The following is a 12,760-nucleotide window of genomic DNA, read 5'->3' on the forward strand; positions in this document are numbered from 1 at the left end:
GGGGCCGCGCCCAACTCACTTCGCTACGCTCCGTTCAGACAAAGGGACGCGAAGTCAGATGTTGATGCGTGCTTCGCACGCGCCCCGGGCTCCTGCGCTTCTCGGCGGTTTAGAAGGGGAGACCCCAAACAGCCGAGCAGCCAACAGCCAAACCCGCAAGCCGGCTGGCGCCGGCTGTTCCTTCACCCCCCCTTTGAGCCCGCCGAGGAGCGCAGGACTTCAAGCCCGTTCGCGAAGCGAACTTCAAGAACTGACTCGCGACGCTTGTTTGAGCAGAGCGTAGCGGCGCGAGTTCGGCGCGCGGGCTTGAAGTCCGAGCACCGCAGGGCAGCCCGCTGCGCAGCAAAGGGCCGGGCGGTTCGGGGGCGACTCTTTGCCTACTTTCTGGTCGCTCAGAAAGTAGGTCGCCCGCCGGGGCGAACTCCCGGCACGGGCCTCGCCAACAAACTAAAGCAGCGATGAGCCTCCTCCACATCAAGAACCTCAAAGTCCACTTCGGCACCTTCCCCGCCGTCGACGGCATTGACCTCACCCTCGAACCCGGCGAACTCCTCGGCATCGTCGGCGAATCCGGCTCCGGCAAGTCGGTCACCATGCTCGCGCTGATGGGCCTCATCGACGCCCCAGGCAAGGTCAGCGCTGACGCCATCGAGTTCCAGGGCCGCGACCTGCTCAAGCTCACGCCGAAGGAACGCCGCCAGCTGATCGGCCGCGACGTCGCCATGGTGTTCCAGGACGCACTGACCAGCCTCAACCCCAGCTACACCGTCGGCGCCCAGATCGCCGAAGTGTTGCGCGCCCACCTCGGCCTGCGTGGCGGCGCCGCCAGAAAACGCGTCATCGAGCTGCTGGAGCAGGTCGAGATCCCCGACGCGGCGAACCGCGCCGACGCCTACCCGCACCAACTCTCGGGCGGCATGAACCAGCGCGTGATGATCGCGATGGCGATTGCCTGCGCGCCCAAGCTGCTGATCGCCGACGAGCCGACGACGGCGCTGGACGTGACCATCCAGGCCCAGATCATGGCCCTGCTGCTGAAGCTGCAGCGCGAACAGGGCATGGGCCTCGTCATGATCACGCACGACCTCGCGGTGGTGGCCGAGATGGCCCAGCCCGGGCTGAACAACGTTGCCGTCATGTACGCCGGCCAGATCGTCGAGACCGGCCCCGTGCCAGGCCTGTTCGACGCGCCGCGCCACCCCTACACGCAGGCACTGCTCGCCGCGATCCCCGAACACAACAAGGGTGCGGAACGCCTGTCCGCCCTGCCCGGCATCGTGCCCGGCGCGCTGGACCGGCCCGCGGGCTGCCTGCTGTCGCCGCGCTGCCCGCGTGTGCAGCCGCGCTGCGTCGCCGAAAGGCCCACGCTCGACAACGGTGTGCGCTGCTTCTTCCCCATCGAGGCGTCGGCACATGTCTGAACTCCTGCTGCAAGCCGATGAGCTGACGAAGCACTACGGCGTCAGCCGCGGCCTGTTCCGCCCGAAGGCGACGGTGAAGGCGCTCAACGGCGTCAGCTTCACGCTGGCGCCGAAAAAGACGCTGGCCGTCGTCGGCGAATCCGGCTGCGGCAAGAGCACGCTGGCGCGGCAGCTGACGCTGATCGAGCGCCCCACGCGCGGCACGCTGAAGCTCCGCGGCGCCGATGCGGCCACGGCCGATGTCGCTACGCTGCGAGGCCTGCGCCGCGACGTGCAGATGGTGTTCCAGAACCCGTTTGCGTCGCTGAACCCGCGCAAGACCATCGCGACGACGCTGGCCGAGCCGCTGCTCATCAACACGCCGCTGTCCGCCGCCGAACGCCGCGAGCGCGTCGAGGCGCTGGCGACCAAGGTGGGCCTGCGCCCCGAGCACCTGCGCCGCTACCCGCATATGTTCTCGGGCGGCCAGCGCCAGCGCATCGCGATCGCGCGGGCCATGATCCTGAACCCCGGCATCGTCGTCGCCGACGAGCCGGTCAGCGCGCTGGACGTGTCCATCCAGGCCCAGATCCTGAATCTCTTCATGGACCTGCAGGCGGAGTTCGGCACCGGCTACGTGTTCATCTCGCACAACCTGTCGGTCGTGGAGCATGTGGCCGACGAGGTCATGGTGATGTACCTCGGCGCGGCGGTCGAGATCGGCGCGAAGCGGCGCCTGTTCGCGGCGCCCCTGCACCCCTACACGCGGGCGCTGATGAGCGCGGCGCCGGCGCTGCGCGCAGCCGACCGGCGCGAGCGCATCGTCATCCACGGCGAGCTGCCCAGCCCGCTCAATCCGCCCAGCGGCTGCGCCTTCCACAAGCGCTGCCCGCTGGCCGTGCGGCGCTGCGCGGAAGAAGCGCCGGCGCTGCGCGAGGTGGACGGGCGGCAGGTGGCCTGCCACGAGGTCTGACGCGGCCCGCTGCCGGCCCTCTGCCTTGCCGCCCATGAAAAAACCGCCCTCAGGCGGTCTTGGAACCCGTTGGGGTCAGAGGGCGATCACTTCGGTGCCGCGGCCGCGTCGGCCATGCACTTCTTGACGTGGCTCTTGGCGGCCGCGCCGTGCAGCTTCTTGTCGGCGGCGGACTTGTCGCAGGCCGCAGCGGCGGCGTCGGCCACGGGAGCCGCGGGGGCCGAGGCGGCACCGCCGGCGGACAGGCATTCCTTCATGAAGGCCTTGCGCTCGTCGCCCTTCTTGCCCTTGGCTTCGGCATTGCAGGACTTCATCTTGTCCTGCTGCGTGGTGGCCTGGGCGCCGAGGGCGAGAGCGGCACAGGCCAGCAGGATGGCGATTCGTTTCATCGGTGATTCCTTCCTCGGGAAAGTGGTGGGCGAATGGATTCAAGCACGCGGCCGTGACACTGCCAAGCCGTGTTTCATCGGCGTCACAAAAGGCTGGCTGCGCCGGGATGCACGCCGCAAACGCCGGCTGCGCGCCATCGGTTGACGCGCAGCGCGCCTCACAAGATCCGCCGCGGATGGGCCAGCGCCTCGTGCGCCGAGTGCAGGCGCCGCACCAGCACGCGGATGAAGCCGCGGTCGAAGCGGTGCTGGCATTCGGGGCTGAGCTGGCCGATGGACTCGGGCGTGAACGAGATCGTCGTGCATTCCTGGCTGACCTTGATGTCGGTGCTGTGGCGGCGCAGGTCGGGGTTGGGCGCGAGGTAGGCCATCTCGCCGACGGACGTGCCCCGGCCCAGCGTCGCCACGAGGCGCCCGTCGCGGAAGACCTCCACCTCGCCCTGGGCGATGATGTGGAAGCTGTTGCCCTCCTGGCCGCGCTTGAACAGCGCATAGCCCTGCGGGTAGCGCTTCCAGCGCGCGCGCCGCACGACCTCCCACAGCTGCACGTCGCCGAACTCCGCGAAGAACTCCAGCGAGCGCAGCAGGTTGAAGCGCTCGGAGTCGCGCACCTCGCCGAGGCGGTTCAGCGGCACCTGCTGGCTGGCGACCAGGCTGGAGAGGGCCTGCGCAAAGCTGTCCCAGTCGGGGAAGCGGTCGTGCGGGCCCTTGGCCAGCGCGCGCAGCACGACGGCGTCCAGCGCCTCGGTGACGCCCTCGCGCTGGCCCATCAGCGGCAGCGGCGGCTGGTGGTAGATCTGGTGCATCAGCGCCATCTGGTGCGGCGCGTCGAAGGGCGGCCGGCCGCCGATCAGGTGGTAGAGCACGGCGCCCAGCGCGTAGATGTCGGCGCGGCAGTCCACGTCGCCGCCCTCGATCTGCTCCGGCGGCATATAGGCCAGCGAGCCGACGCGGTGGATCTGGGTCGAGTCGGCGTTCAGGTTCAGCGCCGAGCCGAAGTCGCTGACCTTCACGTCGACGACCTGGCCGTTGTCCAGCACGGCCAGCAGGTTGGCGGGCTTGACGTCACGGTGGATGACGCCCTGGCGGTAGACATAGCTCAGCGCCATCGCGCACTTGAAGCCGAGCTCGACGATCTGGTCCAGCGCCAGCAGGCGGTCGCTGCGGCAGAAGTGCTTCAGCGTGACGCCGGGCACGTACTCCATGACGAGGTAGGGCGCGGAGCCCTCGGCCACCGCGTCGAGGATGGCGACCACATTGGGGTGGTGCAGCCGCCCGGCCAGCGCGGCCTCGGCGCTGAAGAAGCGGTTGCTGAAGTCGCTGCCGGGCGCATCCGGCGGCGGCGCCCAGGCGCGCATGCGCTTGATGGCCACGTCCTGGCCCTGGAAGGGGTCGCGCGCCAGGAAGACGTCGCTGGTCGCCCCCTCGCCCAGGCGCTTGAGCACCTGGTAGCGGCCGATATGCGAAGGGAGGTCGTCGGCGAGGGCGGTCACGCGCGGCATGATACGGGCCGCTTCCTGGAGCCGAGATCCCATGTTCTCCCACGTTTTCCTGGGCACCCGCGACTTCGAGCGCGCGCTGGCCTTCTACCGCCCGCTGATGGCGGGCCTCGGGCTGGCCGAGCGCTTCTGCGACCCGTCCCGCCCCTGGGCCGGCTGGCAGAGCAGCCCGGGGCCGCGCCCGCTGCTGCTGCTGGGCCGCCCCTTCGACGGCGGGCACGAGCCCGGCAACGGCCAGATGGTGGCCCTGCTGGCGGCCAGCCGCGCCCTGGTCGACCAGGCCCATGCGACGGCCCTGGCCCACGGCGGGCGCTGCGAAGGCCCGCCGGGGCGGCGTCCGCACTACCACGCCCACTACTACGGCGCCTATTTCCGCGACCCCGACGGCAATAAGCTCTGCGTGGCCTGCCATGACCCGGCCGACGCCAACGCGGCGACGGCCGGCTGAGTCGGCGCCGTGAGCGGCCCATGCGTTTCAGCCGGGCCGGAGCACGCCTCCTAAAATCGCGCCCATGATCCAAGCCAAGCAGGCGCTGCTCGCTGCACTCGCCGAAGCCCTCCACGAGATTGCCCCCGGCTCGAACGCCGTCGCGGCCTTCGAGTCCCCCAAGCAGGCCGCCCATGGCGACTTCGCCTGCACGGCCGCCATGCAACTGGCCAAGCCGCTGAAGGCCAACCCGCGTGAACTGGCCACGCGCCTGATCGCCGCCCTCGAAGCCAAGCCCGCCTTCCGGACCTGGGTGCAGGCACTGGAGATCGCCGGCCCCGGCTTCATCAACATCCGCCTGAAGCCGGCCGCCAGGCAGGCCGTCGTCGGCGAGGTGCTGGGCGCCGGCGCCGCCTTCGGCCACCGCGCGGCGACGGCCAAGCATGTGATGGTGGAGTTCGTGTCCGCCAACCCGACCGGCCCGCTGCACGTCGGCCACGCGCGCCAGGCGGCGCTGGGCGATGCGCTGTGCTCGCTGTTCAAGACCCAGGGCCACGACGTGACCCGCGAGTTCTATTACAACGACGCCGGCGTGCAGATCGCCACGCTGGCCAACTCCACGCAGATGCGCCTGAAGGGCTTCAAGCCCGGCGACGCCGAGTGGCCCGAGGCGGCCTACAACGGCGACTACATCCAGGACATCGCCGACGCCTTTTGCGCCAAGGAGTCGGTCAAGGCCGACGACCGCGAGTTCACCGCCTCGGGCGACGTGGACGACCTCGACGGCATCCGCCAGTTCGCCGTGGCCTATCTGCGCCACGAGCAGGACCTGGACCTGCAGGCCTTCGGCCTGAAGTTCGACAGCTATTTCCTCGAGACCAGCGTCTACAAGGGCGGCCAGCTGGAAAAGACGGTGGAGCGGCTGGTGGCCAGCGGCAAGACCTACGAGGAGGGCGGCGCGCTGTGGCTGCGCACCACCGACTACGGCGACGACAAGGACCGCGTGATGCGCAAGAAGGAAGGTGGCTACACCTACTTCGTGCCCGACGTGGCCTACCACATCAACAAGTTCGAGCGCGGCTACACGCAGTGCATCAACATCCAGGGCACCGACCACCACGGCACCATCGCCCGCGTGCGCGCCGGCCTGCAGGCGGTGAACCTCGGCATCCCCCAGGGCTTCCCGGACTATGTGCTGCACAAGATGGTCACGGTGATGAAGGGCGGCGAGGAGGTCAAGATCTCCAAGCGCGCCGGCAGCTATGTGACGCTGCGCGACCTGGTCGACTGGACCAGCCGCGACGCGGTGCGCTTCTTCCTGATCAGCCGCAAGGCCGACACCGAGTTCGTCTTCGACGTCGACCTCGCGCTGAAGCAGAACGACGAGAACCCGGTGTTCTATGTGCAGTACGCGCATGCGCGCATCTGCTCGGTGATCCGCAAATGGGCCGCCGACATGGGCGGCGACATCGCGGCCATCGCCGCTGCCGACCTCGGCCTGCTGACCGCGCCGACGGAAGAGGCGCTGATGCTCAAGCTTGCCGCCTACCCCGACATGCTGAGCGGCGCCGCCGCCGGCCTGGCGCCGCATGACGTGGCCTTCTACGCCCGCGACCTGGCCGGCGCCTACCACTCCTACTACGCCGCCGAGCGCGTGCTGGGCCAGGCCCCCGAGCTGAGCCGCGCCCGCGTCGCGCTGCTGGCCGCCACGCGCCAGGTGCTCGCCAATGCGCTGGCCCTGCTCGGCGTCAGCGCCCCCGAACAGATGAGCCGCGAGGCTCAGGACCAACCGGAGACCGAATGAGTTCCGCATCCAAGCCCGCCGGCAACAAGAACCAGCAGGGCGGCTTCGTCCTCGGCCTCATCGTCGGGCTGCTCGTCGGCCTGGCCGTCGCCCTGGGCGTGGCCTTGTACATCACCAAGGTGCCCATCCCCTTCGTGAACAAGGTGCCGCAGCGCACCGCCGAGCAGGACGCCGCCGAGGCCGAGCGCAACAAGAACTGGGACCCGAACGCGCCGCTGGCCGGCAAGGCCGCGCGCAGCGCCAGCGGCGTCGTCAACGCGCCGCCGCCGGCCGCCTCCGCAGCCGCCCCCGTGGCCCCCGTGGCCGCCGTCACGCCGCCCGCCAAGGCCAAGGCAGACGCGGCACCGCCTGCCGCCGCGGCCGCGCCGCCCGCCGCCGCCTCGGCACCGGCCGCCGCCGAGGCCTATGTCTACTTCGTGCAGGCCGGCGCCTTCACGCGCCCCGAGGAGGCCGAGAGCCAGAAGGCCAGGCTGGCCATCCAGGGCTTCACGGCCAAGACCATGGAGCGCGAGCAGAACGGCCGCACCGTCTACCGCGTGCGCCTGGGCCCCATGGACACGCGCGACGCCGCCGAAGAGCTGCAGCGCAAGATCGAGGGGGCCGGCTTCGAGGCCAATCTCGTTCGTGTACAACGCTGAATTCCCGCACCGCCCGACCACCGCCTGAAGGATGACTGCCGCCATGAAGCGCCGCGATTTCTCCGCCCTGCTCGCCACCGCCCCCGTCCTGGGTGGCGCCGCCCCCGCCCTCGCCCAGGGCGGCCCGGTCGACGGCCGGCAATACCTGACCCTGAGCCAGGCGCTGCCGACGACGCCGGGCAAGATCGAGGTCGTCGAGTTCTTCTGGTACGGCTGCCCGCACTGCTATGCCTTCGAGCCCGCCATCGAGGCCTGGGCCAAGCAGCTGCCGGCCGACGTCGCCTTCCGCAAGGTCCACGTCGCCTTCCGCGCCAACGTCAAGATCCACCAGCGCATGTTCTACGCGCTCGAATCCCTGGGCAAGGAAGCCCAGGCCCGCCCGGCCATCTTCAACGCGATGCACCAGCAGGGCCTGGCCCTGGACGACCCCAAGAGCCAGGCCAAGTTCCTGGGCAATCTGGGCATCGACGCGGCCAAGTACCAGGAGGCCTACAACTCCTTCGGCGTCGTGACCAAATGCGGCCAGGCCGAGAAGCTGTCCGAGGCCTATCGCATCGACGGCGTGCCCAGCATCGGCGTCGGCGGCCGCTTCCTGACATCGCCCGGCCAGGCCGGCGCCGGCCAGCGCGTGACCGAGATCGAGCTCGGCCAGAAGGCGCTGCAGGTCACCGATTTCCTGATCCAGCGCGCGCGCAGCAAGGCATGAAGCGCCGCGACGCGGCCCTCGTGCCGGCCGTCGCGGGTTTCCTGATCGCGTTGCCGCGCGGGAAAGGCTGACGAAGGCGGCAGGCCCCTAGAATGGCCTGCAACTTCCGTGCCTCCATGCTGCAGCGCCTGCCCTTCCTGATCGCCATCGCCCTCGCCGCCGGACCCGTGCTGGCGGAGAAGGCCGACCGGCTCAAGCCCATGGTCTTCACGGCCGAGAAGCAGGGCCGGCTGGACGGCGTGAACCAGCGCACCGAGCTGTTCGGCAACGTCATCATCACCAAGGGCAGCCTGGTGCTGCATGCCGAGAAGGTGGACGTGCGCGAGACCCGCGACGGCTACCACCAGGCCTATGCCAGCGGCAGCAGCGGCCAGCCGGTCAGCTTCCGCCAGGCCCGCGACGTGCCCGGCGAGGCCATCGAGGGCGTGGCCGACCAGCTCGAATACGACACCCGCACCGAGACCGTGCGCTTCATCGGCAACGCCACCGTGCGCCGCACGCGCGGCACGACGGTGGCCGACGAGGTGACCGGCGCCGTCATCGTCTACGACAGCCGCACCGAGGTCTTCGCGCTGGAAGGCGGCAACGCGTCGCCCAACCCCAACGGCCGCGTGCGCATGGTGCTGATGCCGCGCACGCAGCCGGATGCGCCGGCCTCGGCGGCCGCCTCCGCGCCGCCGGCCACGCTGCCGCTGCAGCCGTCCACGACGATCACGCCGCCGCGCAAGCCGTCATGAGCACCGCACGGCCGCCCGAAGGGGCTCAGCTCCCGCTCGGCGGGACAGCGCGCAGCGCGAAGGGTGCACAAATCGCTACGGCGGCGACCTGCGGCAGCCGGCTCGAAGCCGAGGGCCTGGCCAAGACCTACGGCGTGCGCAAGGTCGTCAAGGACGTCCATGTGCGCGTGGACTGCGGCGAGGTCGTCGGCCTGCTCGGCCCCAACGGCGCCGGCAAGACGACCAGCTTCTACATGATCGTCGGCCTGGTGCGCTCCGACGCCGGCATCATCCGCATCGACGGCGCCGAGGTGCAGCGCCTGCCCATCCACCAGCGCGCGCGGCTGGGCCTGAGCTATCTGCCGCAGGAAGCCTCCATCTTCCGCAAGCTGAGCGTCGAGCAGAACATCCGCGCGGTGCTGGAGCTGCAGCAGGACGACCGCGGCCGGGCCCTGTCCCGCGCGCGCATCGACGAGCTGCTGAACGGCCTGCTGCACGACCTCTCCATCGAGGGCCTGCGCGACAGCCCGGCGCCGGCGCTGTCGGGCGGCGAGCGCCGCCGCGTCGAGATCGCCCGCGCGCTGGCCACGCAGCCGCGCTTCATCCTGCTGGACGAGCCCTTCGCCGGCGTCGACCCGATCGCGGTGCTGGAGATCCAGCGCATCATCGGCTTCCTGAAGGGCCGCGGCATCGGCGTGCTGATCACCGACCACAACGTCCGCGAGACGCTGGGCATCTGCGATCGCGCCTACATCATCAGCGAGGGCGCCGTGCTCGCCGAAGGCACGCCCGACGAGATCGTGGCCAACGCCGACGTGCGCAAGGTCTATCTCGGCGAACATTTTCGGATGTAGCGGTGAAACAGACGCTCCAGGTCCGGCTCAGTCAGCACCTCGCGCTGACGCCCCAGCTGCAGCAGTCCATCCGTCTGTTGCAGCTCTCCACGCTGGAGCTGCACCAGGAAGTCGAGCAGATGCTCGCAAGCAACCCGCTGCTCGAGACCGAAGAGGAAATCACCGTCAGCGCGCCCGAGCTGGCTTCGAATGCACCGGCCGAGAGCGGCACGGAATCGTCCTCCGGCGAATCGGAAAACGGCGACGCGCCCGAGCTCAGCGCCGAGGACTTCGGCGGCACCGAACGCGAGGACTGGGAGAACGGCACCGAGCGCGACGACTTCGACGGCATCCGCGAACTGCCGAGCAGCAGCGGCAGCGCGAGCGACGAGGACGGCGAGCGCGAGAGCCGGGAGTTCGCCGAGACCTCGCTGGCCGAGCACCTGGCCCAGCAGCTCGCCGGCATGAGCCTGTCGCCCGAGGACCGCGCCGCCGTGCAGGTGCTGATCGAATCGCTGGACGAGGACGGCTACCTCGAAGACCCGCTGGACGACATCGCCGCCGCCCTGGCCGAGGACCGCGAGGAGCTGCTGGACCGGCTGCGCTTCGCGCTGCGCCTGCTGCAGAGCCTGGAGCCGGCCGGCATCGGCGCGGCCAGCCTGTCCGAATGCCTGGTGCTGCAGCTGCGCGCACAGCCGAAGAGCCCGGCCCAGGTCATCGCCATCCTGATCTGCAAGGGCCACCTCGAGCTGCTGGCCCGCCGCGACATGCGCCGGCTGATGGCCGAGACCGGCGCCGACGAGGGCCTGCTGCGCGAGGCGCAGGCCCTCATCACGCGGCTCGAACCCAAGCCGGGCCGGCGCTTCGCGCAGGGCGCGGCCGCGGCCATCGTGCCCGACGTCATCGTGCGCAAGGTCGGCCGCGAGCTGCGCGTCATGCTCAACCCCGAGGTCGCGCCCAAGCTGCGCATCAACGAGCTCTATGCCAACGCGCTGCGCGCGACGCGCGGCGGCATCAGCAACTCGCCGCTGGGCGGACAGCTGCAGGAGGCGCGCTGGTTCATCAAGAACATCCAGCAGCGCTTCGACACCATCCTGCGCGTCAGCCAGGCCATCGTCGAGCGCCAGCGCGGCTTCTTCACGCATGGCGAACTGGCCATGAAGCCGCTGGTGCTGCGCGAGATCGCCGACGAGCTCGGCTTGCACGAATCGACCATCTCGCGCGTGACGACGGCCAAGTACATGGCCACGGCCTGGGGCACCTTCGAGCTGAAGTATTTCTTCGGCTCCGGCCTCAGCACCGAAGCCGGCGGCGAGGCCTCCAGCACGGCCGTGCGCGCCCTCATCAAGCAGTTCGTCGCCGCCGAGGACACCAGGAAGCCGCTGTCGGACAGCGCGCTGGCCGGCATGCTGGAGGAGCAAGGCATCCAGTGCGCGCGCCGCACGGTGGCCAAGTACCGCGAGGCGATGAAGATAGCGCCGGCCAATCTGCGCAAGGCGCTGTAGGCGCATCCACGTCGGCTGAGCACGCTCTGCTCGCTGAGGTGCTGGGCTGAGGTTGGCCGCCGCGGCGACAATCCGCCCCGTGAGCCTGCCCAACAAGTTGTCCCTCTTCGTGTCCTGCCCCGGTGGCGTCGAGCCGCTGCTGGAGGATGAGCTCAAGCGCTTCCTGCCGCCCGGCGTGCGCAGCAAGGTCGAGGCGCTGCGCGGCGGCTGCGGCGTGCTCGGCACCGCCGAGGACGTCATGCGCATCAATCTCGAGAGCCGCCTGGCCCAGCGCGTCCTCGTCGAGATCATCGAAGGCCCCTACCGCCACGAGGACGACCTCTATGCACTGGCGCGGCGCGTCGACTGGCGCGACTGGATCACGCCCCGGCACACGCTGCGCATCGACACCACCGCGCAGCGCTCGCCGCTGAAGAGCCTGAACTTCGCCGCGCTACGCATCAAGGACGCGATCTGCGACCAGATCCGCGAGCACACCGGCGAGCGGCCCAGCGTGGACACGCAGCGGCCCGACCTGCCCGTCGTGCTGCACGTCGGCCCCGAACGCGCGGCCCTCTACGTGGACACCTCCGGCGAGCCGCTGTTCAAGCGCGGCTGGCGCATCGACAAGGGCGATGCGCCGCTGAAGGAGACGCTGGCCGCCGCGATGCTGGCCGCCGCCGGCTGGCGCGGCACCAACGAGCAAGGGGGTGCGCTGCACGACCCCTGCTGCGGCTCCGGCACCATCCCCATCGAGGCGGCGCTGATCGCCTGCGACGCCGCGCCCGGCCTGCAGCGCCGCTTCGCCTTCGAACACCAGCTGCCTTTCGCCACGCCGGCGATGAAGGCCACATGGGGCGAGATGGCCCAGGCGGCGCGCGCACGCATCCACCCGCCGGCCGTGCCCATCTATGCCAGCGACGTGGCCTTCCGCATGGTCGACTTCGCGCGCCGCAATGCCGAGCGCGCCGGCGTGGCCCAGTACATCCAGTTCAACGGCGGCGACGCGCTGGAGCGGCCGGCGCCGCAGCTGCCCGAGGGCATGCCCGGCAGCATCGTCATGAACCCGCCCTATGGCGAGCGCATCGAGGTGCGCGGCAAGGCGGCGATGACGCGCGATGCCGGCGGCAGCGAGGAGAGGGACGCCGGCGACGATTTCTTCCCGCGCCTGGCCGCGCACTGGAAGCGCCAGTACACCGGGAACCCCGCCGGCTGGACGGCCTGGATGCTCAGCCCCGACATGAAGCTGCCCGGCCGCATGCGGCTGAAGGAGTCGCGCCGCGTGCCGATGTGGAACGGCCCGATCGAGTGCCGGCTGTTCCGCTTCGACCTCGTCAAGGGCTCGGCACGCAAGCCGGCGGAAGGCGATGCGCCGGCCTGAGCGCGTCGCCGCCGCCCTGCTCGCGCTGGCCGCCACGGCCGCCCCGGCGCTCACGCCCTGCACGCTGGTCTTCGGCCAGGGCCGCAACCCGCCGGCCGCCGATGCGCCGGACTGGGACGGCCTGAACACGCAGTTCAGCAACGCCGTCGCCGACGCGCTGGATGCAGGCGGCCGCCGCGTCGTCGCGATGACGGCGTCCAGCGCGCGGATCGACCCGCAGGCCACCGGCCTCGCGCTGCTGCAGCGTGCCGACGCATCGGGCTGCGGCACGCTGGTCGAGACCAGCGTGTTCGCCGACGAGCAGGACGTGCTGGTGCTGAGGCTGCGCGCCTACCCGCTGCTGCCCCAGCTCGATGGCGGCGGCATCGCCGGCCTGCGCATCGGCGCGCCGCTGTTCGTCACGCAGCGCGAGCTGGTGCTGTCGACGCTGCCGCGGCTCGGGCCCGGGCAGCTGGCCGCGCAGATGGCGGCCGAATACCTGCAGCACGACGGCCGCTGAGCGGCAGGGGC

14 protein-coding genes are annotated in these 12,760 nt (G+C 70.6%); 12 read left to right on the plus strand and 2 right to left on the minus strand.

The features are described from left to right. The first annotated feature begins 458 nt into the window (after positions 1–458). The gene (locus NYP07_RS15580) at positions 459–1,421 is read left to right on the plus strand and encodes an ABC transporter ATP-binding protein (RefSeq protein ID WP_268151988.1); all 963 of its coding nucleotides are present in this window, start codon (positions 459–461) and stop codon (positions 1,419–1,421) included. Continuing rightward, complete coding sequence (locus tag NYP07_RS15585; RefSeq protein WP_268151990.1) at positions 1,414–2,373, plus strand: dipeptide ABC transporter ATP-binding protein; 960 nt, start codon at positions 1,414–1,416, stop codon at positions 2,371–2,373. Before NYP07_RS15580 ends, NYP07_RS15585 begins: the two co-directional genes overlap by 8 nt. Positions 2,374–2,459: 86 nt before the next feature. Here the strand turns inward: NYP07_RS15585 and NYP07_RS15590 are convergent, their stop codons facing one another. Then, positions 2,460–2,762, minus strand: coding sequence for a PsiF family protein (locus tag NYP07_RS15590; RefSeq protein ID WP_268151992.1), 303 nt, complete (start codon positions 2,760–2,762; stop codon positions 2,460–2,462). Here NYP07_RS15590 and NYP07_RS15595 point away from each other — a divergent pair. Further along, on the plus strand, positions 2,746–2,907 hold the full coding sequence (locus tag NYP07_RS15595; RefSeq protein ID WP_268151994.1) for a hypothetical protein: 162 nt from the start codon (positions 2,746–2,748) through the stop codon (positions 2,905–2,907). The two genes, NYP07_RS15590 and NYP07_RS15595, sit on opposite strands and share 17 nt — an antisense overlap. A gap of 13 nt (positions 2,908–2,920) precedes the next feature. Here the strand turns inward: NYP07_RS15595 and NYP07_RS15600 are convergent, their stop codons facing one another. Beyond that, on the minus strand, positions 2,921–4,255 hold the full coding sequence (locus tag NYP07_RS15600; protein WP_268151996.1) for a serine/threonine-protein kinase: 1,335 nt from the start codon (positions 4,253–4,255) through the stop codon (positions 2,921–2,923). Between the two features lie 40 nt (positions 4,256–4,295). Here NYP07_RS15600 and NYP07_RS15605 point away from each other — a divergent pair, with 40 nt between their 5' ends. The 9 genes from NYP07_RS15605 (at position 4,296) to NYP07_RS15645 (ending at position 12,749) form a co-directional block, all read left to right on the plus strand. Beyond that, complete coding sequence (locus NYP07_RS15605; RefSeq protein WP_268151998.1) at positions 4,296–4,709, plus strand: VOC family protein; 414 nt, start codon at positions 4,296–4,298, stop codon at positions 4,707–4,709. 64 nt (positions 4,710–4,773) lie between these two features. Beyond that, entirely contained in the window at positions 4,774–6,492 is a 1,719-nt protein-coding gene (gene argS / locus NYP07_RS15610) for an arginine--tRNA ligase (RefSeq protein WP_268152000.1), read from the plus strand. After that, complete coding sequence (locus NYP07_RS15615) at positions 6,489–7,130, plus strand: SPOR domain-containing protein (RefSeq protein ID WP_268152002.1); 642 nt, start codon at positions 6,489–6,491, stop codon at positions 7,128–7,130. The genes argS and NYP07_RS15615 overlap by 4 nt, the downstream gene beginning before the upstream one ends. A 43-nt stretch (positions 7,131–7,173) precedes the next feature. Continuing rightward, on the plus strand, positions 7,174–7,836 hold the full coding sequence (locus tag NYP07_RS15620) for a thiol:disulfide interchange protein DsbA/DsbL (protein WP_268152004.1): 663 nt from the start codon (positions 7,174–7,176) through the stop codon (positions 7,834–7,836). 92 nt (positions 7,837–7,928) lie between these two features. Next, positions 7,929–8,573, plus strand: coding sequence for a lipopolysaccharide transport periplasmic protein LptA (gene lptA / locus NYP07_RS15625; RefSeq protein WP_268152006.1), 645 nt, complete (start codon positions 7,929–7,931; stop codon positions 8,571–8,573). Further along, positions 8,570–9,406 (plus strand): LPS export ABC transporter ATP-binding protein, encoded by an 837-nt coding sequence (lptB, locus tag NYP07_RS15630; protein ID WP_268152009.1) that lies wholly within the window; start codon positions 8,570–8,572, stop codon positions 9,404–9,406. Before lptA ends, lptB begins: the two co-directional genes overlap by 4 nt. Positions 9,407–9,408: 2 nt before the next feature. Then, positions 9,409–10,890 (plus strand): RNA polymerase factor sigma-54, encoded by a 1,482-nt coding sequence (locus NYP07_RS15635; RefSeq protein ID WP_268152011.1) that lies wholly within the window; start codon positions 9,409–9,411, stop codon positions 10,888–10,890. 79 nt (positions 10,891–10,969) lie between these two features. Beyond that, positions 10,970–12,250 carry a THUMP domain-containing class I SAM-dependent RNA methyltransferase gene (locus NYP07_RS15640; protein ID WP_268152013.1) on the plus strand — a complete coding sequence of 427 codons (1,281 nt, stop codon included), beginning with the start codon at positions 10,970–10,972 and terminating at the stop codon, positions 12,248–12,250. Further along, the gene (locus NYP07_RS15645; RefSeq protein ID WP_268152015.1) at positions 12,237–12,749 is read left to right on the plus strand and encodes a hypothetical protein; all 513 of its coding nucleotides are present in this window, start codon (positions 12,237–12,239) and stop codon (positions 12,747–12,749) included. The genes NYP07_RS15640 and NYP07_RS15645 overlap by 14 nt, the downstream gene beginning before the upstream one ends. Positions 12,750–12,760: the final 11 nt, after the last annotated feature.

This window comes from Pelomonas aquatica, assembly GCF_026712205.1.
GTDB classification, from domain to species: Bacteria; Pseudomonadota; Gammaproteobacteria; order Burkholderiales; family Burkholderiaceae_C; genus Pelomonas; species Pelomonas aquatica.

Bases quoted from the DNA above. Each gene is read 5' to 3' on its own strand.
- NYP07_RS15580 (WP_268151988.1), top strand. From the start codon at position 459: ATGAGCCTCCTCCACATCAAGAACCTCAAAGTCCACTTCGGCACCTTC.
- NYP07_RS15585 (WP_268151990.1), top strand. From the start codon at position 1,414: ATGTCTGAACTCCTGCTGCAAGCCGATGAGCTGACGAAGCACTACGGC.
- NYP07_RS15595 (WP_268151994.1), top strand. From the start codon at position 2,746: ATGGCGATTCGTTTCATCGGTGATTCCTTCCTCGGGAAAGTGGTGGGC.
- NYP07_RS15590 (WP_268151992.1), bottom strand. From the start codon at position 2,762: ATGAAACGAATCGCCATCCTGCTGGCCTGTGCCGCTCTCGCCCTCGGC.
- NYP07_RS15605 (WP_268151998.1), top strand. From the start codon at position 4,296: ATGTTCTCCCACGTTTTCCTGGGCACCCGCGACTTCGAGCGCGCGCTG.
- argS (WP_268152000.1), top strand. From the start codon at position 4,774: ATGATCCAAGCCAAGCAGGCGCTGCTCGCTGCACTCGCCGAAGCCCTC.
- NYP07_RS15615 (WP_268152002.1), top strand. From the start codon at position 6,489: ATGAGTTCCGCATCCAAGCCCGCCGGCAACAAGAACCAGCAGGGCGGC.
- NYP07_RS15620 (WP_268152004.1), top strand. From the start codon at position 7,174: ATGAAGCGCCGCGATTTCTCCGCCCTGCTCGCCACCGCCCCCGTCCTG.
- lptA (WP_268152006.1), top strand. From the start codon at position 7,929: ATGGCCTGCAACTTCCGTGCCTCCATGCTGCAGCGCCTGCCCTTCCTG.
- lptB (WP_268152009.1), top strand. From the start codon at position 8,570: ATGAGCACCGCACGGCCGCCCGAAGGGGCTCAGCTCCCGCTCGGCGGG.
- NYP07_RS15645 (WP_268152015.1), top strand. From the start codon at position 12,237: ATGCGCCGGCCTGAGCGCGTCGCCGCCGCCCTGCTCGCGCTGGCCGCC.